This is a genomic window from Aeromonas sp. AE23HZ002T15 (assembly GCF_054165525.2).
Genome location: NZ_CM201342.1, coordinates 1,984,403 through 2,008,168, shown reverse-complemented (window position 1 = coordinate 2,008,168; position 23,766 = coordinate 1,984,403). Strand labels below are relative to the sequence as shown.

General features: G+C 61.0%; 21 protein-coding genes and 1 tRNA gene. 20 read left to right on the top strand and 2 right to left on the bottom strand.

The window, feature by feature from the left end:
• Nucleotides 1-146: 146 nt before the first annotated feature.
• Nucleotides 147-665 (bottom strand): RDD family protein, encoded by a 519-nt coding sequence (locus ACT5M9_RS09225; protein ID WP_457981898.1) that lies wholly within the window; start codon nucleotides 663-665, stop codon nucleotides 147-149.
• A gap of 143 nt (nucleotides 666-808) precedes the next feature.
• Between ACT5M9_RS09225 and ACT5M9_RS09220 the strand changes: the two genes are divergently transcribed.
• From ACT5M9_RS09220 to ACT5M9_RS09125, 20 genes are all read left to right on the top strand, one after another.
• Nucleotides 809-893: transfer RNA gene (locus ACT5M9_RS09220), tRNA-Leu, on the top strand.
• A gap of 260 nt (nucleotides 894-1,153) precedes the next feature.
• On the top strand, nucleotides 1,154-2,362 hold the full coding sequence (locus ACT5M9_RS09215) for a tyrosine-type recombinase/integrase (protein ID WP_043158844.1): 1,209 nt from the start codon (nucleotides 1,154-1,156) through the stop codon (nucleotides 2,360-2,362).
• A gap of 243 nt (nucleotides 2,363-2,605) precedes the next feature.
• Nucleotides 2,606-2,815: a helix-turn-helix transcriptional regulator gene (locus ACT5M9_RS09210; RefSeq protein WP_139406556.1), complete on the top strand. Its 210-nt coding sequence runs from the start codon at nucleotides 2,606-2,608 to the stop codon at nucleotides 2,813-2,815.
• 10 nt (nucleotides 2,816-2,825) lie between these two features.
• Nucleotides 2,826-3,236, top strand: a complete 411-nt coding sequence (locus ACT5M9_RS09205) for a hypothetical protein (RefSeq protein WP_457981899.1) — start codon at nucleotides 2,826-2,828, stop codon at nucleotides 3,234-3,236.
• 13 nt (nucleotides 3,237-3,249) lie between these two features.
• A complete protein-coding gene (locus tag ACT5M9_RS09200) occupies nucleotides 3,250-3,852 on the top strand; it encodes a BRO-N domain-containing protein (protein ID WP_457981900.1) in 603 nt (200 codons plus the stop codon).
• 105 nt (nucleotides 3,853-3,957) lie between these two features.
• Nucleotides 3,958-4,494: an ash family protein gene (locus tag ACT5M9_RS09195; protein ID WP_457981901.1), complete on the top strand. Its 537-nt coding sequence runs from the start codon at nucleotides 3,958-3,960 to the stop codon at nucleotides 4,492-4,494.
• On the top strand, nucleotides 4,491-4,649 hold the full coding sequence (locus ACT5M9_RS09190; RefSeq protein WP_457981902.1) for a hypothetical protein: 159 nt from the start codon (nucleotides 4,491-4,493) through the stop codon (nucleotides 4,647-4,649). The genes ACT5M9_RS09195 and ACT5M9_RS09190 overlap by 4 nt, the downstream gene beginning before the upstream one ends.
• Entirely contained in the window at nucleotides 4,646-4,813 is a 168-nt protein-coding gene (locus tag ACT5M9_RS09185; RefSeq protein WP_457981903.1) for a hypothetical protein, read from the top strand. The genes ACT5M9_RS09190 and ACT5M9_RS09185 overlap by 4 nt, the downstream gene beginning before the upstream one ends.
• Entirely contained in the window at nucleotides 4,779-5,153 is a 375-nt protein-coding gene (locus ACT5M9_RS09180; protein ID WP_457981904.1) for a DUF5375 family protein, read from the top strand. The genes ACT5M9_RS09185 and ACT5M9_RS09180 overlap by 35 nt, the downstream gene beginning before the upstream one ends.
• Entirely contained in the window at nucleotides 5,150-7,426 is a 2,277-nt protein-coding gene (locus ACT5M9_RS09175) for a DUF927 domain-containing protein (RefSeq protein ID WP_457981905.1), read from the top strand. Before ACT5M9_RS09180 ends, ACT5M9_RS09175 begins: the two co-directional genes overlap by 4 nt.
• 987 nt (nucleotides 7,427-8,413) lie before the next feature.
• A complete protein-coding gene (locus ACT5M9_RS09170; protein WP_457981906.1) occupies nucleotides 8,414-10,744 on the top strand; it encodes a tetratricopeptide repeat protein in 2,331 nt (776 codons plus the stop codon).
• A 261-nt stretch (nucleotides 10,745-11,005) separates the two neighbouring features.
• A complete protein-coding gene (locus ACT5M9_RS09165; RefSeq protein WP_457981907.1) occupies nucleotides 11,006-11,983 on the top strand; it encodes an AAA family ATPase in 978 nt (325 codons plus the stop codon).
• 8 nt (nucleotides 11,984-11,991) lie between these two features.
• Nucleotides 11,992-12,948, top strand: a complete 957-nt coding sequence (locus tag ACT5M9_RS09160) for a DUF58 domain-containing protein (protein WP_457981908.1) — start codon at nucleotides 11,992-11,994, stop codon at nucleotides 12,946-12,948.
• Nucleotides 12,945-13,448 (top strand): DUF4381 domain-containing protein, encoded by a 504-nt coding sequence (locus ACT5M9_RS09155; protein ID WP_457981909.1) that lies wholly within the window; start codon nucleotides 12,945-12,947, stop codon nucleotides 13,446-13,448. The genes ACT5M9_RS09160 and ACT5M9_RS09155 overlap by 4 nt, the downstream gene beginning before the upstream one ends.
• Complete coding sequence (locus ACT5M9_RS09150) at nucleotides 13,435-14,427, top strand: vWA domain-containing protein (protein WP_457981910.1); 993 nt, start codon at nucleotides 13,435-13,437, stop codon at nucleotides 14,425-14,427. The genes ACT5M9_RS09155 and ACT5M9_RS09150 overlap by 14 nt, the downstream gene beginning before the upstream one ends.
• Entirely contained in the window at nucleotides 14,424-16,022 is a 1,599-nt protein-coding gene (locus tag ACT5M9_RS09145; RefSeq protein ID WP_457981911.1) for a vWA domain-containing protein, read from the top strand. The genes ACT5M9_RS09150 and ACT5M9_RS09145 overlap by 4 nt, the downstream gene beginning before the upstream one ends.
• Complete coding sequence (locus ACT5M9_RS09140) at nucleotides 16,019-17,368, top strand: hypothetical protein (RefSeq protein WP_457981912.1); 1,350 nt, start codon at nucleotides 16,019-16,021, stop codon at nucleotides 17,366-17,368. Before ACT5M9_RS09145 ends, ACT5M9_RS09140 begins: the two co-directional genes overlap by 4 nt.
• Entirely contained in the window at nucleotides 17,368-18,372 is a 1,005-nt protein-coding gene (locus ACT5M9_RS09135; protein WP_457981913.1) for an HAD family hydrolase, read from the top strand. The genes ACT5M9_RS09140 and ACT5M9_RS09135 overlap by 1 nt, the downstream gene beginning before the upstream one ends.
• A gap of 100 nt (nucleotides 18,373-18,472) precedes the next feature.
• Entirely contained in the window at nucleotides 18,473-20,044 is a 1,572-nt protein-coding gene (locus tag ACT5M9_RS09130) for an arylsulfatase (protein WP_457981914.1), read from the top strand.
• A gap of 21 nt (nucleotides 20,045-20,065) precedes the next feature.
• On the top strand, nucleotides 20,066-22,651 hold the full coding sequence (locus ACT5M9_RS09125) for a fused MFS/spermidine synthase (RefSeq protein ID WP_520395665.1): 2,586 nt from the start codon (nucleotides 20,066-20,068) through the stop codon (nucleotides 22,649-22,651).
• 710 nt (nucleotides 22,652-23,361) lie between these two features.
• Here the strand turns inward: ACT5M9_RS09125 and ACT5M9_RS09120 are convergent.
• Nucleotides 23,362-23,730 (bottom strand): VOC family protein, encoded by a 369-nt coding sequence (locus tag ACT5M9_RS09120; RefSeq protein WP_457981915.1) that lies wholly within the window; start codon nucleotides 23,728-23,730, stop codon nucleotides 23,362-23,364.
• Nucleotides 23,731-23,766 lie beyond the last annotated feature (36 nt).

Genomic DNA, 23,766 nt, shown 5'->3' with positions numbered 1-23,766 from the left:
AAAAAGAAAGGACCCGACGGGTCCTTTCTTTATTGGGGGCTGCGGCAAGTGGTGCTGGCGGCCCAGACGAGGAAAAGGGCCCGATGGGCCCTCTTCTCTCGATGTGCATGGACGGCTTGCCGCCTCGTCTCTTTAAACCGGCCGCCTTATTTGTTCAGCTGATCCAGGTTGTCCTGCTTGCCGAGTACCACCACCTCGCACTCCGCCCAGATGTCCTGGAAGGCGCGGGGCCGCTCGCGGTTGAACACGCACAGCAGGTTGCCGAGCCCGAAGGCGGCGGTGCCGAGCCGGATCAGGGCCTGGGTGATGCGGATGTTGCTGCCATCCACGTTCTGGATGCGCAGGCGCCAGGCGCGCATGCCGATGGTCTGACCGGCGCGGGTCCAAAACCAGGTGTAGAAGCCGCAGATCACCAGGGCCAGCCAGGCACTGTAGAGGGGGCTGGTGAGCAGCCAGGAAGCATCCTTGCCCTCGGGCACGGTCGCCATGCCGGTAGCCAGCAGCAGGTGCGCCACCCCCATGCCGATGAAGCCCGCGATGATGAGCAGGGAGATGACCACCAGATAGTCATAGAGCAGGGCGCCGAGGCGGCGCAGCAAGCCGGCCGATGGGTACTTGTGCTGGGGGGGAGGCTGGAGAGGGGTGACTGTCTTGCGCTTGGCCATGGTGTTTATTCCATTAATACGATGGGGGCATTCTATGTAACTGGCCAGGCGTCGGCAAGACGTTGAATAAATGAGCAAACAACAGTGAGCGAGAGAAAAACACCTTGCATGCCAAAACGCCATTCGTATAATCCCTCGCAGTTGCCCGGGTGGCGAAATCGGTAGACGCAGCGGATTCAAAATCCGCCGGGTAAAACCGTGTCGGTTCGAGTCCGACCCCGGGCACCATATTACAGTTTCATGCCGTATCACGGCAGACCAGAAACCCGCATAGCGTAAGGCTTGCGGGTTTTTTGTTGTCTCTCGTCGTATCATAAAGCCTCATGACATCCCCCCATTATTGGGGGTATCTCTGGGGGTACAAATCCCAGCAGGGGTAAAAAGTACCCCCACCTGTCCGCTATCCCGCGCCATTCCTGGCCTGTGAGGTAGTGGCTTATACCCCCAGCGCCTGCCATGTACCCCCAAGTTAAACGGGAGATACCCCCATGCCGCTATCCGATACCGCCGCCCGACAAGCCAAGTTCAATGGCAAACAGCAGAAGCTGTCTGATGAAAAGGGCCTCTTTTTGCTGATCACCTCGTCGGGGAAATACTGGCGCCTCAAGTTCCGCTTCGCTGGAAAGGAGAAGGTGCTGGCTCTGGGGGTCTACCCAGAGGTTTCCTTGAAAGAGGCGAGAGCTAAGCGAGAGGAGGCTCGCAGGCTGCTGGCAGAGGGTATCGACCCCAGCCTTGCCCGAAAGCAGAGCAAGGTGGCCAGCCGGCTCGCCAGCGAACACAGCTTTGAGGCCATAGCCAGGGAGTGGCACCAGAGTCAGTTAGCCCGCTGGAGCCCAGGTCATGCCAAGCGGGTCATCGAGTCTTTGGAAGTGGATGCCTTTCCCGATCTGGGGTTGGTGCCGGTTGCTGAGCTGACAGCACCCATCATGTTGGATGCTCTGCGCAAGGTTGAGGCAAGGGGAGCCACCGAGACAGCTGGACGGGTACTGCAGCGGATCAGCTCTGTCATGCGTTACTCAATCCAGACCGGGCGGGCCAGCTACAACCCAGCCCAAGATCTGAAAGGGGCACTGAGGGCTACCAAGCAGGAACACCGGCCGGCGCTCCCGCGGGCTGAGCTGCCGGAGTTTTACCGGCGCTTGGCTGCTGAGCCATTGAACCCTGCAACCCGCCTAGCCTTCCACCTGCTGATGTTGACGATGACCCGCCCTGGTGAGGTGCGCTTTGCTCGTTGGGATGAGTTCGACATGGAGCGAGCCGAGTGGCGGATCCCGGCTGAGCGGATGAAGATGCGGGTACCCCATATCGTGCCCCTTTCCCGACAGGCCCTTGCTGTGCTTGAGGAGCTGCGCCAGATAACCGGACACTGTGAGCTGCTGTTCCCGAGCGAGCGGAAGCTGACTGACCCCATGAGCGAGAACACCCTGAGTTATGCTATGGGACGAATGGGCTATAAGGGGATTGCTACCCCACACGGCTTCCGGGCGCTGGCATCCACCACCCTCAATGAGGAGGGCTTTGATCCGGATGTCATCGAGCGCCAGCTTGCCCATGCTGAGCGCAACAAGGTGCGGGCGGCCTACCATAGGGCCGAGTACCTGGATGATCGCCGCAAGCTCTTGCAGTGGCTTGCTGACTTCTATGAGTCACAACAGGGCGGCAATGTTCGTCCGGTGAACTTCCACAGAGCAGGGTAAGAGGTAGGAGGGGGTGACACGCTAAGCGACTGCTTGACTCGTTATCACACCAGCGTTAGGATTTCCCCATCATGGCCCATTCTCTCGAGATTGGGCCTTTTTCATATCCAAACCCGGCCATCGTGCCGGGTTTTTGCGTTGGAGGATCCCAAGTCAAAATCAGCCCCATTCATCATCAAAGACTGCTTTATCCCTCTTAAGCCCGACCACTGTGTCGGGCTTTTTCATTTCAGGAGAGCTCACATGACAATACCGGAAACAGGATTTATTCGAGAGGCACAACTGGTGACCACGGCCAGCAAGGTAGGCCCACTGCCGTTCAGCAAGTCAACGCTGTGGAGGATGGTTGGTGAAGGCAAGTTCCCGAAGCCAATCAAGTTGGGAGCCCGGGTCACCGCCTGGCGCTGTGAAGAGGTTCACGAGTGGATCAACGCTCAAGGCCAAGCTGCGTAAGGAGAGGACGATGCAAAAAGAAAAAGGCCGCACCGCGAACGGCACGACCCAGCTTGAGCAGGGTCAGCATATCACCAAGTATGAATTGGTCGCCACCCACCTGCTGGAGCAGGGAGCCCAAGGTGTCAGTGCCTTGTCTGGCCTGGCCGGTCTTCATGACCTCAACTTGCGCAACAGCATTGGCCTGCTCCGTCGAAACCACGGGGTAGCTATCACCAATGCGTTCTTTGAGCACCAGCATAGCGGCGGAACCACTCGCTTCAAGCGCTACTGCCTGGCCGACCGTGAGCAAGCCCATAAGCTGGTGGTCCTGATCAACAACTGGCGACACCTGCGCCAGGCTGTTCCGCTGGCAAAGGAATACGCCGCCATTCTGTGCGCTCGCACGCCGGCAGCCACTTCCCTCCCTCCCGCCGCCTAACGGAGTCCCAAATATGACTATCGAAAAAAGCAGATTAACTTCTGAGGCCGCCCCTCAGCCAGTTGCCAGCCAAGGGGTTAATTTCACAGCTCACGAAAGCGATATGTCCGTCATCAAATTTGAAGGCGTGAAGGTGCGTATTGTGAAAATCAACGGTGAGCCGTGGTTTGTAGCAAAGGATATTTGCGAGGCGCTGGAACTGATTAATTCACGTATGGCAATCAAAGCGCTTGATGAAGATGAAAGGGGGGTAACTTTAACTTACACCCTTGGTGGCAAACAGAAGGTGGGGGCCGTATCGGAATCCGGTTTCTACAAACTGATTGTCCGCAGTCGTAAGGCCAGCACACCCGGCACACTGCCCCACCGGTTCAGTAACTGGGTATTCCGCGAGGTAATCCCCTCTATCCGTAAAACCGGTGCCTACGGTGTTCCATTCTCCGCCCTGAACGATTACAGCCGTCGGCAAGCCCAGTACACCAAGGAGGCGAGCAAGAGAGGGTATGCCCTGCAGTCTTGCAAGGATGAGAAAGCGCGGTTGAAAGCTGAAGAGACTGAGCTTTGGCGTAAATATCAGCCTGAACTCTTGGGGATGAGCCATGACCAGAAACATTAATGGGCTCAGTGCCCAGGGCGAAACTTTGAGCTCCCCCCATTCGGGGAGCGCAAAAGCACGTGTCTCCAGCATGCTGGCGGTACACTCTGAACGGGAGGGCCGGACATGATTTACCCTCCACTCTTGTCCCACAGCGTTCAACAGAGTACGATTCCTCATGCAGCGGCAAAATCCGCTGCCGAGATTGGCGTCTCGGAAAGAGTCTTGGAGCCGACCCACGCTCTTGCGTGGTTTTTTGTCGGTGCTCGTCCCTCATTTCTAGGGGCACTGCTGGCTTATCTGGTCGGCAGTGCCTACCGTGTTATGGCGGCTCGGGCGAGGGCTCCGCAAGGAGCGCTGGATCCCAAGGTCTCCAGTTACGCCAACCTCGTCCGGGCTGTCACCAGAAGATTGGCGTCTATCTGTGGCAGCGACAATTTGCTGACCTTGGAGGCTGCCATCATGGCTACTGTCCCCACCCCTGCTTTACCCAAAATCTTCACCTTCCTGATCCAGCGCCAACGCGCCTGTCGTCTGGCAGAGCTTCGGCGTATTCGCACTATCTCTGTCATCGCCAATACCGAGCGCCAAGCTCGCGCTAACCTGCCTGGCTTGTCTCTGGTGTTTATGTCCCGCACCCCGAGCATGGGGGTGGCCGCATGAACCAATCCACCTCATCCCGCCTAGAGGCACTGCTCGAGCAGTTTGCCGACGCCCTGGAACAAACCGACCTATGCCTCCAAGAGCGGGCGCAGTTCAGCGCTTTGCTGGATGCCCTGAGCATTGAGGTTGGGCTCTGCCAGGAGGTGCTGGCATGAGTAATCGACTGCTCAAGACCCTGAATGGCCGCATGTGGTGTGAGCTATCACGTAATCCGCTGCGCCCCGCGGTACTGCGGGAACTCTTCAAGCGGGTGACCAAGGCCCAGAAACAACCAGGCGAGCGCAATGCAACAGGGGGTTGCCATGACAGAGATAAATAAGCTGGTGGAGCAGTTAGCCCAGGCCTACTTGGCCGCTCGGGGCAATGTGTTTACTCACCTGGGGATCCAGCTTCCCCTTGCTGCTGAGTCACTGACGATGGCCATTCATAACAACATCGTGGGCGCTCACCTTGAAAACGCCGGGGCGCAGCAGGGACAAGCCGATGCCTTGCTCATGCTGCGGCACATGGTGGTGAACGGGACTTTGACCCCGCTGGGCGCCTTGGTGGTGGATCAGATGTATTGCGCCTTCTGCGCCGATGTTCACCAGATGCTCGAAGAGGGAAAGGACCCCATGGTTGAGCTGGCGAGCGAGAGCAAGCAGAGGGCGATGCAATGACAGCACTACATCAAGGGGCAGCAGGCCCCGGTCATCAAAACAGCCCACCATCCCGGGCCGGCGCCTTCCTCAAGTTTGCGGACCTGGATGATCTGCAGGTGGTCGTGATCCACACCGGTGAGCAAGCCAGCAGGGATGCCGGCATCAGGGCCACCCTGCAGCGCGCCCACAACGAGGCGGTGGCTACAGACAACCCGATTGATCCGGAGAGCGAGCCAGAGCAGGCGCTGTATGTGGGGCCTGCTCAGTTGGATGAAGGCGCCAGGCTCTACAAGATGGCCGATCGGGATGCGACCAAGCGAGTCATCGTTCACCAGTTCGGCAACCTGGCCCCCGAGAAGGCCAAGCGGCTGATCGTGGCTCTGCGCAAGCAAGCCCCTAAGGCCGAGCTCTACCGCGGTCACCCGGGCCAGAATGCCGAGCCCTGGCAGCTGGTGGATGTGGTGGCCTTCGAGCAGACACTGGCGGTAGACACTCCATCGGACGAGGTGCCTTGGTCAGACAATGTGGCTCCGCTCCATCTGGTGAAAGGCAACCCAGAGGAAGTGCCAGAGCTGCCAGCAGGGTTTGAGGTGCGGGGCTCGCGTCTGTGTGCCCTGACGACAGTTGGCCGGGGTGAGGATGCCCGGCAAGAGTGGATCCCCATCGCCAGCCCCGTCCATGTACTTGCTGAGACCGCTGATGAGCAGGGCCGCGGCTACGGCCGCTTGTTGGAATGGTGCGACAGTGCCGGGCGGACGCGCCAATGGGCCATGCCGGTGCGCGCCCTGGTCCCACGCAACGGTGAAGAAGTGTTTGCCGCGCTGCTGGATGCGGGGTTGCCCTTCATCGAGCTAAGTCATAAGCGCAGGCTGTCGGCCTACCTGATGAGCTGCCAGCCCAAGCGGCGGATCACCTGTGTCGAGCGCACGGGGTGGCATGGGCATGCCTATGTGCTGCCCGGTGGGTCCATTGGGCCAGATGCTGAGGGGGTCATCCTGCAGACCGCCGGCTACACCGCCAGCGACTTTACCGAGCGCGGCACCCTGGCCGGCTGGCAACAGGGGGTTGCAGGGCTGGCCGTGGGCAACTCTCGGCTCTGCTTCGCGCTGTCACTCGCCTTTGCGGCTCCCTTGCTCTCCTTGGTAGGCATGGAGGGCGGTGGTTTCCACCTCAAGGGCGAGAGTACCGACGGCAAAACCACGGTGATGAAAGCGGCCGCCAGTGTCTATGGTCACCCGGACCGCTATGCCCAAACCTGGCGGGCCACCGGTAATGCCATCGAGGGGATCGCCAGCCGGCGCAATGATGCCCTGCTCTGTCTGGATGAACTGGGCGAGCTGGACGGCCGGGAGGCAGGGCAGACCGCCTACATGCTGGCCAACGGTCAAGGCAAGGGCCGTAGTAAGCAGGATGGGGAGCTCAGAGAGCGCAAGGCCTGGCGGTTGCTGTTCCTCTCCACCGGTGAGCTGAGCCTCGAGGACCATGCCGCCAGTGCCGGGAAGAGTACCCAGGCCGGGATGGAGGTGCGGACAATCCAGATCCCCAGCGATACCGGGCACCATGGTGCCTTTGAGTGGCTACATGGCATGGATGGAGGCCGCAGCTTTGCCGATACCCTGAAAGCCAACTCAGAAGAACATCACGGCACCGCCTTTCGCACCTATGCCCAAGCCCTGACCCAATCCATTGATGAGCACAGTGAGCGGCTGAGGGCCGACATCAAGCAATTGGCAGCAGAGTTAACTCCCAAGGGGGCGGGTAATCAGGTTGGCCGAGCCATCAACCGGTTTGCGCTGGTGGCCGCAGCCGGGGAGTTGGCCACCCGATTGGGGGTGACCGGCTGGCCAGAGGGGGAAGCCATCAGGGCTGTGAGGGTCTGCCTCAAGGCTTGGTTGGCAGAACGTGGACATCTGGGAAACAAGGAAGATGCGGCGACCCTACGCCAGATCCGCCAGTTTTTCACGGCTCATCAGTACACTCGCTTTGCTGATTGGGATGATCCCAACCATCGCGCTGCGAATATGGTCGGGTATCGCCGTAACCCCAAGGTGAATAGTGAAGCAGGTGTGACTTTTTATGTTCTTCCGGAAGGGTGGCGTGAGATCACTGTTGGCCGTGACCACAAAAAGGCAGCGTTGCTGGCAGTGGAAATCGGTTGGATAGGCTGCAGTGATAAGGGTAAGACGCAGAAAACGGTGAAGATACCCTGCGTAGGGAGGGCTATTAAGGTCTATGTCCTATCAGATACTGTGCTTGCTGATGAAGCTACTGAGCTAGGAGGCACGGAATAACAGTACATAACCAAATGACTATCTATATAGAGAGTAGGGCTGCTGAATGTGCCCCTCTTTTTTTATTAAGCCTCGCGCGCATAAAGAGAAAGTAGGGGTAACCGAGGTAACTGAGGTAACCATCTCTGTAAGGTGCGCCATTACTGGGTTGATTGGTTACCTCTGAGTAAAAGTGCTGAGGTAACCAGAGGTAACCTGTTGAGGTTCTTATGCCGGTTACCTCTCCCTGTTACCTCGGTTACCTCAAGTTTTTTTCAAGGGGTAACCACCTAAAGCCAGTCTTGGCGTGGCTCTCAGGGCAGCGTTACCTCGTTACCCCAGTTACCTCGTTTTTTTTCGTATATACAGTACAACTAACCGTTCGAGATCATATCCCTACTTCTACTGCTGACAGAAGAACCTCACTTACCACATATGAGTCTGTAATGTAACCAGAAGAGATAATGAACTTCTTTGCCGTATTGAACTCAGCAAAGTGAACTATGAAACGAGAACTTAAGATATGGGCATTACTCACCACCAGCCAGAAGGAACTAAAGGGCAATCTAGTAAGGGGCTTGTTTTTTAGATACTGAACAGAGAGTTCAATCCGTCGTCGACACTCATAACAAGAGCGCATCGATCTCGTCATTTGACGATGAAGGCGTTGAGCCCTAAATAAACTCCATTAATTTTTACCCCGTAAGGTGCGGTAATCATGCATCAAATAAATGCCACCAAGTGCTTCGCCAATAGAAGCAATTAACTAAATAATCATTTAGCAATGATAAATACTGGAGAAGCAGATAGAGCCCGCTCTTTGATTTACATTTAACACTTGATGGACTACAGCCTTAATGATACTTAAATAATCAATAAAATCAGGCGCGTCGGTCACATGACTTGGGCCTGGCCCACCGCTGACTGGCAGGATGCCAGCGCCGGGGCGGCCACAGAGTACCCGCTGACGAGGTACTGACAATGAGCAGGGATCGGCAAGGAGCCGCTGTGAGAGAGAGACCTAGTAGAGGCGGGTTGCCGCGCCGGATCATGGCCCTGTTGTTGGCCAGCCTCTGGGGCTGGCTGCTGTTTGTCGCCACCCCGGCCCTTGCAGAGCCCGGCCAATCCCCCGCCCTCGCCACCGAGCCAAGCGGCTATGCCCCCGAGGCGAGCTGTCTCGACTGCCATCAGAGCCAGGTAGCCCAATGGAAGCAGTCCGATCACGCCTGGGCCATGCGCCACGCCACCCCGGACAACGTGCTTGGCGATTTCAAGGATGCCAGCTTCGAAGAGGCCGGCGTCAAGGCCCGCTTCTTTCGCAAGGGGGATGCGTTCTTCGCCAATCTGGAGGGGGAGGATGGCAAGCCCAGCGACGTCAAGATCCTCTACACCTTCGGCCACTACCCGCTGCAACAATACCTGGTCGAACTCTCCCGTGGCCGCCTGCAGGCCCTGACCCTGGCCTGGGATAGCCGCCCGAAGGGGGAAGGCGGACAGCGCTGGTTTTCCCTCTATCCCGGTCAACGCTTTGCCACCAGCGATCCCCTGCACTGGACCGGTCGCTACCAGAACTGGAACGCCATGTGCGCCGACTGTCACTCCACCGCCCTGAGCAAAGGCTACGACGACAAGAGCGACAGCTTCAGCACTAGCTGGCACGAGCAGACCGTCGGCTGTCAGGCCTGCCACGGCCCGAGCCAGAACCACGTGACCTGGGCCCAGCAGCACAAGGCGGGCAACAGCGCCAAGGCGCCGGATGACCACTATGGTCTCGGCGTCGACACCAAAGCCCTAGGCAGCAAGGGGCAGGTGGAGCAGTGCGCCTTCTGCCACAGCCGCCGGCAAGGGCTCGGTACCGGCCAGATGCCTGGCCATCCACAGCTGGATCAGAGCCTGCCTACCACGCTGCGAACCTCCCTCTACCATGCCGATGGCCAGATCGACGGCGAGGTCTATGAGTTCGACTCCTTCACCCAGAGCAAGATGTTCGCCGCCGGGGTGGGGTGCAGCGACTGCCACAACCCCCATAGCACCAAGATCAAGCTGGAGGGCAATGGCCTCTGTGTGCAGTGCCACAACCCCCAGCCGCCGACCGGCCGCTTCCCCAGCCTGCAGGCCAAGGAGTATGACAACAAGGCACACCACCATCATGAGCCGGGCAGCGCCGGGGCCCAGTGTGTCAATTGCCACATGCCGACCAAGACCTACATGGTGGTGGATCCGCGCCGTGACCACAGCCTGCGCATCCCGCGCCCGGATCTCGCGGCCAAGACCGCCAGCCCGGATGCCTGCACCAGTTGTCATCAGGGCAAACAACCCGACTGGGCGGCCAGGGCCATCGACACCTGGTATGAGAAACCGCAGCGACCCGCGCACTATGGCGAGAGCTTCCAGGCGGTGCGCAGCGGTCAGGGCAATGCCCTCAAGCTGCTCGGCGCCCTGCTGACGGATAAAGAAAAGGCCGCCATCGTGCGTGCCACCGCGGCTGAGCAGTTGGCGGATCTCGGTCTGCCGGCGCTGCCGAGCCTGCGCCTAGCCCTCAAGGATGAGAGCGCCCTGGTGCGGGCCTATGCCGTCTCCGGTTTCGCCAACACGCCGCCTATGGCGCGGCAAGGCGACCTGCTGCCTCTGCTGCAGGACCCGAGCCTGGCGGTGCGGGACGAAGCCATCCGGGCCCTCGCCGACATGCCGCCGGACAGCTTGCCCGAAGCCGAGCGGGCCCGCTTCCAGACCTTGCTTGCCGACTATGAACGGCGCCTGCGTGGCAATGCAGATCTGCCGGGAGGGCGGCTCAATCTGGCTGTGCTGCTGACCCGTCAGGGCCGCCAGCAGGAGGCCATGGACCAGTATCGTGAGGCCCTGAGAATGGACCCTTACTTCGTACCGGCCCGGGTCAACTTGGTGACCCTGGCCAGTGCAGCTCAGCAGCTGGACGAGGCAGAGGCTCTGCTACGAGAAGGTCTGGCACTAGATAAAATGCCTACTTCAGATCACGGGAACCTCGCCTATATGCTGGCGCTGCTGCTGGTGGAGCGTGGCAAGACGGAGGAGGCCGTGAACTGGCTGGACAAGGCGGCCAGCGAGCTGCCGGGCAACGTGCGGATCCGCTACAACCAGGGGCTGCTGCTGTCCCAGCTGAATCGCCGTGACGAGGCGCTGGCCGCCTTGCGGGCCGGGCTGGAGCAGGCACCTGAGGATCCCGACCTGCTCTATACCCTTATCTATCTGCATGCCATCGCTGGCGAGCAGGATGAGGCGTTCGGCTACGTTAAACGGATGCGCAAAGCCGCCCCGCAGGATCCCCGCCTGCTGGCCATCGAGCCCTACTGGACCAAATGAGTGCACCTGAGGTCACTGCGGGGGATGACCCCTGTAGTGACCCGGACCACGACAAATGATGCATGATAGATGCATCATATATAAGGCAAAAAGAAATCAAACGGGTCTATTGTCATCACTTAGAAACAACAATATTGTGTAATTTCCATACATAAAATCATCGACGCCGATCATCTTGAGGGAGACAGTCATGGGGGTATCGCCTGTTGCGATGCCCGGCTTATGACCCTCATTCGACTCACCTTGCCAAGGAATGGAATTGTGACGATACGCGAACAGATCACCCAGTTGGAGGCGAACGTCGCCGCCATGGTGTTTGGTCAGGCCGATACCATTCGCCACGTGCTGCTGGGACTCTTGGCCAACGGCCATGTCTTGCTGGAGAGCTTGCCCGGGCTCGCCAAGACCCGCACCGTCAAGGCGCTCGCCGTTCACCTCGATGCCAAGATGAGCCGCATCCAGTTCACGCCGGACCTCTTGCCCTCGGACATCACGGGGGGTGAGATCCTCCAGCAGACCCCCAGCGGAAGCCAGATCAAGTTCCAGCAAGGCCCATTGTTTGGCAACGTCATCTTGGCAGACGAGATCAACCGCGCCCCGGCCAAGGTGCAGGCCGCCTTGCTCGAAGCCATGGAGGAGCGCCAGATCACGGTGGCAGGACAGAGCTACCCCATGTCTTCTCTGTTCATGGTGCTGGCGACCCAGAACCCCATCGAGCAGGAGGGCACCTATCCTCTGCCGGAGGCCCAGATGGATCGCTTCCTGATGAAGCTGCACCTGGATTATCCCAAGGTGGAGGACGAGATCCGCATCCTGCGCCTTATTCGGGGGGAGGATCAGCAACAGCAGGCCGGTGAGCAGCAACAGCCGGATCATCTGCCCCAGGAGGTCATCTTCGCCGCCAGGTGCGAGGTGGCCGCCATCTATGTCTCCGAGGCCATCGACAGCTATCTGATGGCTATCATCAATGCCACCCGTCACCCGGCCGATTACGACGCCGATCTCGCCCGCTGGATTGCCATAGGTGCCAGCCCTCGGGGCGGCATCAGCCTGGATCGGGTGGCGCGGGCGCAAGCCTGGCTGGCCGGTGACGACTTCGTCACGCCGGATCATGTGCGCGCCGTGGTGCATCCGGTGCTGCGCCATCGACTGCAACTCTCCTATGACGCCGTCGCCGACGGGGTGAGCGCTGACGACGTCATCAATCGCCTGCTCGATCGCGTCGCCATCCCGGCCTAGGCGGCGTCATGACCACAGAGACGAGTCTCGTTGCCCCGGATGGCTTCGTGTATGCCTCCCTCCCCCAGTTGATGGCACTGGAGCAGCGCAGTCGCGGGCTCAGTTTTCTCTCTCGCCAGCCGCTCTCCAGCATCCTCTCAGGGGCGCACGCCTCCCGCCTGCGCGGTCGCGGCCTGAGTTTCGACGAGCTGCGCAACTACACACCCGGAGATGATCTTCGCCACCTCGACGCCCGCGCCACCCTGCGTTACGGCAAACCCTTCGTGCGCACCTTCACCGAGGAGCGGGATCGCCCGACCCTGTTGCTGGTAGATCAGCGCATGAGCATGTATTTCGGCTCCCGTAGAAGCTTCAAGTCGGTGACGGCGGCCGAGCTGGCCTCCCTCTCTGCCTGGATTGCCTTCCACGCCGGTGACCGAGTCGGTGGCATGGTGTTTGGCGATGACAAGATTGAGTACATACGTCCCCAGCGCAGTCGCGCCCGCATCCAGGCCCTGTGCGCCGCCGTGATTAAGGCCAACCACGCACTGCACGCCACTCGGCCGGAAACCGAACAACAGAATCAACTCGATACCGTGTTGCAGCACTGCCTCGCCAGCGCCGGTCACGATCACCTTATCTGCCTCATCAGCGACTTTGCCGGGGCCGGGGCGCAGACGTTGCAACTGCTGCGCCAGCTCAGCACCCATAACGATGTCATCGCCATGCAGGTCTATGACCCTATCGCCCTGCAACTGCCCGACAAGGGCAGGATCACCATCACCCAGGGCACTGTGCAACGGGAGCTGCAAGTGGGTAGCAAGCAAGTGCAGCAGCCACTCGGAGAGTTTCTCGCCGGGCGACTGAGGGATGTCGCCGAGCTGCTGCGCCGCAGCCAGGTGCCGTTGATGATGATAAGCACAGGCGAGGAGGTCATAGGCCAACTGCGCCTTGAACTCGGCCGCCTGTCGAGGAGGGCCGGATGACGGCCAAGGTGCCCGCCATCGATCAGCTCAAGGAGCTGCCCATCCCCACGCCCTCCGTCAGCTATCTGCCCCAGACCTGGGGTTGGGCAGTGCTGCTGCTCATTGCATTGAGTTTGCTCCTGCTGTGGGGTGGACGGCGCTGGTGGCAATGGCGCCGCGATCGCTATCGTCGGGAGGCGCTGGCCCGCCTCGATGCACTGCAAGATTCCCTTGGCGACGATGGGGACAAGCTCGCGGCCCTGCGCGAGATCCCGGTGTTGCTCAAACGCGTCGCTCTCTCCATGCCGGACGGCGCAGCGGCGGCCAAACTCGGGGGGGAGGCCTGGCAGGGCTTTATGGCCAAGAGCGCCCCTTTCCCGCTGCCCGCTGAGTTTGCCGACGATCTGTTCACCCTCGCCTACGCACCATCCGATCAGGTACTGAGCCTGCCGGACAATCGCGTCGATGGGTTGATCCAGCTCAGCCGGCGCTGGATAGGAGAGCACCATGTGGCAGTTTGATGCGCCCTGGGCGCTGCTCCTGTTGCCGCTGCCCTGGCTGGCCTATCGCTACCTGCCCGAGTATCGCGCCGCCCGCAGCGCCTTGCGGGTGCCCTTCTTCGCCGCCATGGATCAGGCCCTGGGGCTGGCCCCCCGCAACCTGAGTGGCGGACGCTGGCAGCTCATTCTCAATCTGCTGGTCTGGGGCTTACTGGTGACGGCCTGCGCCCGTCCGGTGCTGGTCGAGCAGCCCATTCGCCACGACACCCCCACCCGCGACATCATGCTGGCCATCGATATCTCCCAATCCATGGAGACCCGGGATTACACCAACCCGGACGGGCAACTGACGGATCGACTGAGCGTGGTGAAAGAAGCGGTGCGCGACTTCATCAAGCAGCGCAAGAGTGATCGGCTAGGCCTCATCGTCTTTGGCACGGGCGCCTATCCCCAGGCCCCGCTGACCCTGGATCACGCCAGCCTGCAACTGCTGCTCGATGAGGTCGGCATCGGCATGGCGGGGCCCAATACGGCGCTCGGGGATGCCATCGGCCTGGCTATCAAGCTGCTGGCAAAGACAAAGGAACGGGAGAAGGTGCTGATACTTCTGACCGATGGCAACGACACCGGTAGCGCCATCCCCCCGGAGCACGCCGCCCAGCTGGCCCATGACAGGGGGATCCAGGTACACACCATAGGCATCGGCGATCCGGCGGCCAGCGGCGAGGCCAAGGTCGACCTGCAGGTGCTGATGAAGATCGCCAGCACCACGGGCGGGCGTTTCTTTCGGGCCGATGACCGCCAGGCGCTGCAAGCCGTCTACGACACTCTGGACAAGCTGACCCCCCACAAGGTGAAGACCCTCAGCCATCAGCCCAAACGGGATCTGTTCTGGTGGCCGCTCGGGGCTGGTTTGCTGCTGTTACTGATCTGCCACCTGATTGCCGCCCTGCTGGGCAGACGCACTCCCATGCCCAAAGCCGGGGAGGAACCTTCATGATCGATCTGGCGGCCTTCCACTTCCTGCGCCCCCTCTGGCTCTTGCTGATCCTGCCGGGGGCCCTGCTGCCCCTGCTCTGGCTGCGTCGTCATGACCTGGCGCGCCAGCTCGGCGACAGCATAGCGCCTCATCTGCTGGCCTCCCTGGTCATTACCCCCACCCATGATCGCAGCCTGCATCCGATACATCTGCTGTCAGCCACGCTTATTTTGGGAGCTTTGGCTGCCGCAGGCCCTACCTGGCAGCAAGATACGCCCTCTTTTCTCGATAACCGGGCTCCCTTGATCCTGGCGGTGGATCTCTCCTCCTCCATGGATGCCGACGACGTTCCGCCCACCCGGCTCGCCGCCATTCGCCACAAGTTGCACGATCTCATCCTGCGCCGCGCCGGTACCAAGACGGCCCTCATCGCCTATGCGGGCAGCGCGCACCTGGTCTTGCCCGCGACCGAGGATCCGGCCTTGCTCGACTCCTTTGTCCAGGTACTGGCCACAGATCTGATGCCGCGCCCCGGCAAGGATGTGCTCGGCGTCATCGAGGAAGCCCACAAGCTGCTGGCTGCCGAGCAGTCGCCCGGCACCCTGGTGCTGCTGACCGATGGCGCCGATCCCAGCCAGTTTGACGCCATCGGCAAACGCCTTAGCGGCAACCAGTTGCAAGTGCTGGTGTTGGCGGTCGGCAGCCAGGACGGCACTCTGATCCGCGATGCCAAGGGGCAACCCCTGGCTGGCCCGGATGGCCGCCCAGTCGTGGGCAGCTTCGATGAGGCCGGGCTCAAGGGGCTCGCCAAGGCCGCCGATGCGCCTCTGGGCAGCCTGACCCTCAATGATGACGATCTCGACTGGATTGAGCTCCACGCCCAGCAACACTTCCAGGCGGCGCAAGGGGACGATCAGCAAATTCACTGGAAAGATGCCGGTTACTGGCTGTGCTGGCCCCTGGCGCTGCTGGCCCTGTGCTGCGTGCGGCGAGGCTGGCAGGTGCACTGGCTGGGGGGCCTCTTGCTGGCGCTGCTGCTGACCGTGGCCCCGACGCGGGTGCAGGCCAATCCATTTGTTGATGCCTTCTTCACCCAGGCACAACAGGGACGCTGGGCCTTCGAGCATGGCCACTACCCGGCGGCGGCGGCTCACTTTAGCGACCCTTACTGGAAAGGGGTCTCGGCCTACCTGGCCGCCGATTACGATCTCGCCGAGGCCAGTCTGGCGCGGCTGGACACAGCCAACGCCTATTTCTATCTCGGCAACAGCTATGTGAAGCGGTTCAAGTTCCCGGAGGCGATCCTGGCCTACCAGCAGGCCCTCAAGAAGCAGCTCAAGTTCCCCGAGGCGACCGCCAACCTGGCGCTGGCCCAGGCTCTGCTAAAAGATCACGAGGCCCAGCAAGAGGCGGGCACCCCGGATGAGAAGGCCGATAAAACCGTGGAGGACAACACCTCCTCCAAGGGCGGCAAGGTGGAACAGCAACAGACCCCGCAAGCCAGCTCGGATGAGCTCTGGCTCAATAACCTCAACACCTCGCCGGCCCAGTTCCTCAAGCGCAAGTTCCTGTTGCAGGATGCCGCCAGTCCGTCCGCCCCGGAGCCGTCGCCATGAGGATCCTGCTCACCATGTTGCTGCTCTGCCTCTCCCTGCCGGCACTGGCCGCCGAGCCGGATGTGCGCATCCAGAGCCGGCTGGTGCCTGCCGATGGGGTGAGCGTGGGCGGTACCCTGCGGCTCGAAGTGGATCTGCTGGTGGATACCTGGTTTACCGCGGCCCCCGTGCTGCCCCCCCTGAGCCTGGCCGGGGCCGTGGTCGCCCCCCCGAGCAGCGAGGCCAGTCACCTCACTTTGCAGCTCGATGGCAAGACCTTCTTCGGCATGCGCTTCACCTATCGCATCACCCCCCAGCTTGCCCAGCGCTTCGAGATCCCGGCCCTGAGCTTCCAGCTTCAGCCCGGTCAGGCGAGCGGTCCGGTCAAGCTCAGCAGCCCGGCGTTCGGCTTCGACGCCAAGGCCCTACCCCATGGGGGCAAGACCCCTCAGCTTGTGGCCAACGCAGTGCGCTTCACCCAGGAGATCCAGCGCTCCCACCAGCCCCTGCGCGTCGGTGACAGCGTAACCCGTCGCCTGCGTATCGAGGCCGACGGGGCCCAGGCCATGCTGCTACCCGTTCCAGATTTTGCGGCCGTCGATGGGCTCAAACGCTACGTGCAGACCCCGACAGTCAAGGCACTTGACGATGGCCGTGGCACCACCACGGGGGGCATGCGCGAAGATGTGGCGACCTATGTGGTCGAACAAACGGGTCAATACCGGCTGCCCGCAATCCAGCTGACCTGGTGGGATGCCAACAGTGATCAATCGCAGGTGGTGAAGGTTCCCGACATCGAACTGACGGCCCAGGCGAGCAGCTATCAGGCGCCCTTCTCCATCAGCGAGGATCTGCACGCCCTGGGGCAACAGGCCCGCATCACCCTGGCCGGCCACTGGCTGCTCCTCGCAAGTGCGGCGGCCCTGCTCATGCTGCTGATCTGGCTGGTGCGAACTCGACTACGCGGGCTCTGGCGCCGCGCGCAGCAGTGGCGAGAGGCCCATCGACGGACTTGGCTCAATTCCCCAGGCTACGCCTTGCGTCTGGCCCGTGCCCAGCTCAGGCAGCGTCCCATGGAGCTCGGCGGACTCTATCTCTGGGTGCGGCGGCGCACGGGGAGGCTCGCGATATCGCCCTTATTTCAAGGAAGTACAGAGAGTGTCAAACAGCCTGTGCTAGCCTTTTTCAGACTTATCTATGGCGCGAACAAGCAACCAGAGGGGCAAGACGTCGCCAGCCAGATCATCGCTACGATCGAGGGCGTGATGAGCGAATCACATAGCCAAACAGGCCAGCCCCATGATTTGCAGCCCTTGAATCCGGGGCAAGCCGAGCCGAACCCTCTTCATCAGACAAGGAAGCCATGATGCGTCACACCCGAATGTTGTCACCACTGCGCTGGGGCACCTTCCTGTTGCTTGCACTGCCACTGCTGGTAAGGGCCGCTGACCCCCTTCCCTCCTGGAATGAGGGGCCTTCGCGCCAGGCCATTGAGGGGTTCGTCACCGCGGTGACGAGCGAGGGGGGCAAGGACTATGTGCCGCCCGCCGAGCGTATCGCCGTGTTCGACAACGATGGCACCCTGTGGAGCGAGCAACCTGCCTACTTCCAGATATTGTTCGCCCTGGCTGAGCTCAAGCGGATGGCTCCCCAGCACCCGGAGTGGCAACAGCAGCAACCTTACAAGGCGGCGCTGGAAGGGGATCACAAGGCGCTCGCGGCTAGTGGTATGAAGGGTCTGATGCAGATAGTGGCCGCCACCCATACGGGGATGAGCACAGATCAGTTCATGCAAAACGCCCGTCACTGGCTCGAAAGCGCGAAACACCCTACTAGCCAGCGCCATTTCACCGAGATGGTGTTCCAGCCCATGCTGGAACTGCTCGATTACCTGCGCGCCCATGGCTTCAAGACCTATATCGTCTCCGGTGGTGAGGTGGCCTTCATGCGCGCCTTCGCCGAGAAGGTCTATGGCATACCGCCGGAGCAGGTCATCGGCACCACCTTTGGCAGCCGCTTCGAGGATGACAAGAGCCGACTTTCCATCCAGCGGCTTCCCATGCTGGTACACAACGATGATGGTCCCGGCAAGCCGGAGAGCATCGACAGCATCATAGGCCGCCGCCCCATCTTCGCCTTCGGCAACTCGGATGGTGACCTGCAGATGTTGCAATGGACTCTGGCAGGAGAGGGCAAGCGCTTTGCCGGTCTGGTACACCACACAGATGCCAGACGTGAGTGGAGCTACGACAGAGACAGCAAGATCGGGCGTCTGGACAAGGCACTGGATGCCGCAAACAGGGGTAACTGGACCGTCGTGGATATGGCGAAAGAGTGGCGCCGTGTCTACCCGTTCGAGTCACTCAGGTAGAAGAAGGGCCGCAGGATCCGCCGGAATGCTGCTCTGCAATGAGCCTTCCGTGTGTACGTAGTCGCGGACAAGGACAGTAGCGTGATACGGAGAAGTAACTATGACATTTGCAAGAAAGTGGATGCCCGGGCTGGCACTTTCCATAGTGACAGCCCTGGCGGCCTCGGCCGCCGCCGCGGCGGAGAAACCCAACATCCTGGTGATCTTCGGCGATGACATCGGCCAGACCAACATCAGCGCCTATGGCAAGGGCGTCGTCGGTTACCAGACACCGAACATAGACCGCATCGCCAAGGAAGGGGTGATGTTCACCGACTACTACGCGGAAAACAGCTGCACCGCCGGTCGTTCTACCTTCATCACGGGCCAGTCCGCACTGCGTACCGGCCTCTCCAAGGTGGGCATGCCCGGAGTGCCGGTCGGCCTGCAGGCCCGTGATGTGACCATAGCCCAGGCGCTGAAGTCCCACGGCTATGCCACCGGCCAGTTCGGCAAGAACCACCTGGGGGACAGGGATGAATACCTGCCCACCAACCACGGCTTCGACGAGTTCTTCGGCAACCTCTACCACCTGAATGCGGAAGAGGAGCCCGAGCGCCCTTACTGGCCCAAGGATGATGCCGAGTTCGTCAAGGCGGCCTCACCGCGCGGGGTGATCCATTCCACCGCCGATGGCAAGATCGAAGACACAGGTCCGCTCAACAAGAAGCGGATGGAGACTATCGACGATGACACCACCCAGGCGGCCATCAACTTCATGGAGAAACAGGTCAAGGCGGAGAAACCCTTCTTCGTCTGGATGAACACCACCCGCATGCATGCCTTTACCCACGTGCGTGAATCCATGCAGGGCCAGAGCGGCATGCCGGGCAACGAGTACGCCGATGGCATGCTCGAGCATGACGGCGACGTCGGTAAGCTGCTCAAGGCGGTGGACGACCTGAAGATCGCGGACAACACCATAGTGGTGTACACCACGGACAACGGGCCGAACCAGTGGTCCTGGCCGGATGCGGCTACCACGCCGTTCCGCAACGAGAAGAACTCCAACTGGGAAGGGGCCTACCGGGTTCCTGCGCTGGTCCGTTGGCCTGGCCACATCAAGCCGGACACCATCTCCACCCAGATGTTCTCCGGCCTTGACTGGTTCCCGACCCTGCTGGCCGCGGTGGGTGATACCGACATCAAGGATCGCCTGCTCAAGGGTACCGATCTCGGTGGCAAGAACTTCAAGGTACACCTCGACGGCTTCAATCAGCTGGACTACCTGACCGGCAAGAGCGACAAGAGTGCGCGCAAAGAGTTCTACTACTTCAGCGATGACGGTGATCTGGTGGCTATGCGCTTTGACAACTGGAAAGTGGTGTTCTGCGAACAGCGGGCGCCGGGCGGTTTCAAGGTATGGAGTGAGCCCTTCACCTGCCTGCGTACACCCAAGCTGTTCAACCTGCGCATGGATCCGTACGAACGGGCCGACGTGGTCTCCGACCAGTACTACGACTGGCTGGCCAAGAACGACTATCTGCTCTTCGAGGGCACTCGCAAGGCGGCTGCTTTCCTGCAGACCTTCGTGGACTATCCGCCCAGCCAGCGTCCGGCCAGCTTCAGCATCGACCAGATCCGGGCCGATGTAGACAAGAAGATCGAAGCCAAGATGAGCCAAAAACAATAAGTATCGTCAAGGCGCCCTCCCATGGCGGGCGCCTTTTTATCTCTTCTGCTCGTACGGATCACCCGATCCGATAAGGCGTTCTCGATGTCTACAGCCGCCCGCTCCGCTTCCCACCATCACAAGGTGGATCCGGCCTCACCCAATCGACCCACTCTGCATATGCTGCTGCCAGCTTCGCTCCTGTTCGCATCAGGGGGGGCTGCGCTGATCTATCAAGTTCTCTGGGTAAAACAACTTTCTTTGGTGGTGGGGGTAGAAGTTTATGCCGTCACCACTGGAATTAGCGCCTTCTTTGCCGGTCTTGCCCTCGGCGGACTCTATTTTGGCCGAAAGTCCGACCGCATGGCTCAACCGGTGCGTCTCTATGCCGTGCTGGAACTGGCCGTGGCCCTGCTCGGCATCAGCGCTACCCTGGCCCTAGCCAATGTAGCCGAGCTCTTCGCACGCCTCGAAATGACCCTGGGCCTGCTCGCCTGGGTGTTGCCATTCCTGCTCGTCGGCCTGCCCGCCTTCTTGATGGGGGGAACACTACCTGTGCTGGTGCGCGCCCTGACCCCCGCCAGCCATCAGGTGGCGCGGGCCGGGGGCAGTCTCTATGCGGCCAATACCGCCGGCGCCATCGTCGGTACCCTGCTCACCGCCTTCGTATTGCTGCCACAAATGGGGGTCAAGGGCAGCGCCTTCAGCGCCGCCGCCCTGAACCTGCTGGCGGCCCTCGGTGCCTGGCTCTGGTATCGCCACGCCCGGCTCTCCCTGCCGACCATTTCTACCCCTGAGCCTGGGACTGCCTCGGCGCGCCTCGCTGTGCTGCTCTATTGCGTGGCCGGTGGCATCGCCCTTGGTTATGAGGTGGTCTGGAGCCAATCCATAGTGCAGTTCATGAGTACCCGCACCTTCGCCTTTGCCGTGGTGCTGGCTACCTACCTGACCGGCCTGATGCTCGGCAGCGCCCTCTACGCGCGCCGCGCTGAGCGTATCCACAGTCCCTGGGGGCTGTTCGGCCTGCTGATCACCATGGCCGGGCTGCTGGCGTTGTTGCAGGTGGCCGGTCTTGGCCGCTGGCTCGTCATGGCCCAATCCCAGTTGGAAGCCTGGACCCTGCAGCTGACCGGTAATGAGCTGGCTGGCATGTGCGTTCGCTTCCTCACGGTGGCGCTGTCCACTGTCTTTCTCCCCACCACTCTGCTCGGCGCCGCCTTCCCGTTAGCGCTGAAACTGGCGGCCACCAGCCAACGAGTTGGCCGGGATGTAGGCACTGTGGTCGCCCTCAACACCCTTGGCGGCATCGTCGGGGTGGCTTTGACCGGGTTTGTGCTGATCCCGCTTCTCGGTCTGGTGCGCACCCTGGCGCTGCTGGCCATGCTGGCAGCCCTGGTGGGCTGCATCGCCGCCTGGCAAAGCCAGGCCCAGGGCCGCTACCGTGGTGCCGTTCTCGCCATGACGTTGGCGACCCTGGTTATCGGTGTACTGACGCCGCCCCAGCGGTTGGCAGAGCTGCTGCCGGGGGCCAGAAACGGGCAGCTCGCTTACTACCACGAGGGTAAGGGGGGCACAGTGGCCGTCGTCACCCAGGGTCGTGCCGAGAAAAGCTTCAATCGTCTCTATATCCAGGGGGTATCCAATACCGGTGATGCCATGCCTTCCCTGCGCTACATGCGGCTGCAGGCGCTGCTGCCCCTGCTGATCCATGACGAGCAGCCAGAATCCGCTCTGGTGATTGGCTTTGGCACTGGCATCACGGCCGGTGCCATGCTGCGCGACCCGGGCCTGACCCGCCCCGTGGTGGCCGAGCTGCTGCCAGAAGTGCTGGAAGCCGCGCCCCTGTTCAAGGGCAATTACGATGCGGTGCGGGACTCTCGCCTCGACATCCGCCTGCGCGACGGGCGACGGGAGCTGCTGCGCAGCGACGAGCGCTACGATCTCATCACCCTGGAGCCGCCACCCCCCTCGGCGGCCGGGGTGGTGAATCTCTACTCCCGCGACTTCTATCGGCTGGCAGCCCGCCGCCTGCATAAGAGTGGCCTGCTGGCCCAATGGTTGCCGCTGCCTACCCAGAACATCGAAGAGAGCCGTGCGCTGGTGCGCAGCTTTATAGAGGTGTTCCCCCACGCCACCCTGTGGACCACTGAGTTTCACGAGATGCTGCTAATTGGTTCCCTCGAACCGCTGGTGCTGGATACGCCGCGGATCAGCGAGCGCTTCGCCCGGCCCGAGGTCGCAGCCGCCCTGGCCGAGGTCGGTATCGACAGCCCGGCCGCCATGCTGGCCACTTGGGTCACGGATCGGGACGGTTTGCTGCGCTTTGCCGGCAAGGCCCTGCCCGTGACCGATGACTGGCCCCGCATCGAATACGCCCCTTGGGTCAGGCGCAACGAGATCACCCGGGTGCTGCCAGAGCTGCTGGCCCTGCGTACCCCGCCGCCCCTCGTCCATGCGGACGCGGCGTTTGGGGCTGCCGTGGAGAGCGAATGGCAATCCCTGGATCACTTCTACTCGGTGGCTTTTTACGCCTACCAGGGCAATCGCAACGCCTGGGCACGCGGTGTTGGCCAGATGACCCCGGCAGAGCGAGTCAACCCCTACTACCGCTGGTTTATTGGAGATTAATCTCTACGAAAGAAATCCACCAAGCTAATCCATAGATTGGCTTGGTGGTTACCTGTTGCTTGGGTAGGGGGCTTTATCGTCTATTGGAAGTAATCTTCAAAGCCACTAACCACAGACTGCGCAAATTGCACATTTCTCTGCGCACTGGAACTGCGCAAAAACGAAATACAACGGACAGACCAATATAGGATGCTCGAGGCGTGGCAAGGCCTGGGGAGGAGATGAGGGTTCTGGAGATTGCGCAATTGCGCAGTTCTGCGCAAAACGAAATACATCGGCGCGAAGTAGAACACCGTGAGTATGAAACCAGTGAAGGGTGGGCATATAGGGAACTGACCTCTACCCAGAGGCTCTTGGTGTTGCCGATGATCTGACCCGACATTTCGGCAGGGCAGACCGGTACGCCGGTGACCAAATCTAGGGGGCGTTTACCTGGATGGCCCGGCCCCTCACCGCACCCTGTATAGGGGTAATTTCCCCGGGACAGGGAAGGGGCTTGCCCCTGAGATATCCCGCACTGATTCGAGGAGGCAGCAACCACTGCCACTGATGTGGGGGTATTTTTGGGGGTATAAGTAAAATCCACATCCAGATTTTTCCTTTAAAATCATACTAATAAATTCACGATTCGATAGAGACCCCGGCACCATCCAATTTCATGACAAAAGGCCATCCTCAGGGATGGCCTTTTGTTTTTCTGCACCCGCCGCTCAGTCGATGTTCTGGGCGATGCGCCACAGCACGCCGGACGGGTCATAGAGGCAAAAATCCCGCATCCGCCACGGCTGGGTGACTATCTCGGTGACCCTGACGCCGTAGCGGGCGGCGACGCCGCTCTCATTCACATGGGTCCACCAGGCCGCCACGTCTTCCACCAGGATATGCATCATGAAGTGTTCGGCCAGGTTCTCGTGGCAGTGGTCCTGCAGCAGGAAGCTCACCTCCCCAAAGTGGAAGTAGGCGACACCGCCGCCGTCCGAGGCCAGGGTGAAGCCGAGATCCTGATAGAACTGCCTGGACAGGGCGTAGTCGCGGGCAGGCACGAAGGCCTTGATTTCGGTGATGTTGAGATTGGTCATGGAGGCCTCTGGCGATGACGATTAGGGGATGGTGGA

What these genes read in the sequence shown, in the direction of transcription:
- ACT5M9_RS09140 (WP_457981912.1), top strand. Translation starts at nt 16,019, where the DNA reads ATGAGGATCCTGCTCACCATGTTGCTGCTCTGCCTCTCCCTGCCGGCA.
- ACT5M9_RS09225 (WP_457981898.1), bottom strand. Translation starts at nt 665, where the DNA reads ATGGCCAAGCGCAAGACAGTCACCCCTCTCCAGCCTCCCCCCCAGCAC.
- ACT5M9_RS09125 (WP_520395665.1), top strand. Translation starts at nt 20,066, where the DNA reads ATGGCGGGCGCCTTTTTATCTCTTCTGCTCGTACGGATCACCCGATCC.
- ACT5M9_RS09160 (WP_457981908.1), top strand. Translation starts at nt 11,992, where the DNA reads ATGACCACAGAGACGAGTCTCGTTGCCCCGGATGGCTTCGTGTATGCC.
- ACT5M9_RS09210 (WP_139406556.1), top strand. Translation starts at nt 2,606, where the DNA reads ATGACAATACCGGAAACAGGATTTATTCGAGAGGCACAACTGGTGACC.
- ACT5M9_RS09215 (WP_043158844.1), top strand. Translation starts at nt 1,154, where the DNA reads ATGCCGCTATCCGATACCGCCGCCCGACAAGCCAAGTTCAATGGCAAA.
- ACT5M9_RS09205 (WP_457981899.1), top strand. Translation starts at nt 2,826, where the DNA reads ATGCAAAAAGAAAAAGGCCGCACCGCGAACGGCACGACCCAGCTTGAG.
- ACT5M9_RS09155 (WP_457981909.1), top strand. Translation starts at nt 12,945, where the DNA reads ATGACGGCCAAGGTGCCCGCCATCGATCAGCTCAAGGAGCTGCCCATC.
- ACT5M9_RS09130 (WP_457981914.1), top strand. Translation starts at nt 18,473, where the DNA reads ATGACATTTGCAAGAAAGTGGATGCCCGGGCTGGCACTTTCCATAGTG.
- ACT5M9_RS09180 (WP_457981904.1), top strand. Translation starts at nt 4,779, where the DNA reads ATGCAACAGGGGGTTGCCATGACAGAGATAAATAAGCTGGTGGAGCAG.
- ACT5M9_RS09185 (WP_457981903.1), top strand. Translation starts at nt 4,646, where the DNA reads ATGAGTAATCGACTGCTCAAGACCCTGAATGGCCGCATGTGGTGTGAG.
- ACT5M9_RS09120 (WP_457981915.1), bottom strand. Translation starts at nt 23,730, where the DNA reads ATGACCAATCTCAACATCACCGAAATCAAGGCCTTCGTGCCTGCCCGC.
- ACT5M9_RS09175 (WP_457981905.1), top strand. Translation starts at nt 5,150, where the DNA reads ATGACAGCACTACATCAAGGGGCAGCAGGCCCCGGTCATCAAAACAGC.
- ACT5M9_RS09190 (WP_457981902.1), top strand. Translation starts at nt 4,491, where the DNA reads ATGAACCAATCCACCTCATCCCGCCTAGAGGCACTGCTCGAGCAGTTT.
- ACT5M9_RS09145 (WP_457981911.1), top strand. Translation starts at nt 14,424, where the DNA reads ATGATCGATCTGGCGGCCTTCCACTTCCTGCGCCCCCTCTGGCTCTTG.
- ACT5M9_RS09200 (WP_457981900.1), top strand. Translation starts at nt 3,250, where the DNA reads ATGACTATCGAAAAAAGCAGATTAACTTCTGAGGCCGCCCCTCAGCCA.
- ACT5M9_RS09195 (WP_457981901.1), top strand. Translation starts at nt 3,958, where the DNA reads ATGATTTACCCTCCACTCTTGTCCCACAGCGTTCAACAGAGTACGATT.
- ACT5M9_RS09150 (WP_457981910.1), top strand. Translation starts at nt 13,435, where the DNA reads ATGTGGCAGTTTGATGCGCCCTGGGCGCTGCTCCTGTTGCCGCTGCCC.
- ACT5M9_RS09135 (WP_457981913.1), top strand. Translation starts at nt 17,368, where the DNA reads ATGCGTCACACCCGAATGTTGTCACCACTGCGCTGGGGCACCTTCCTG.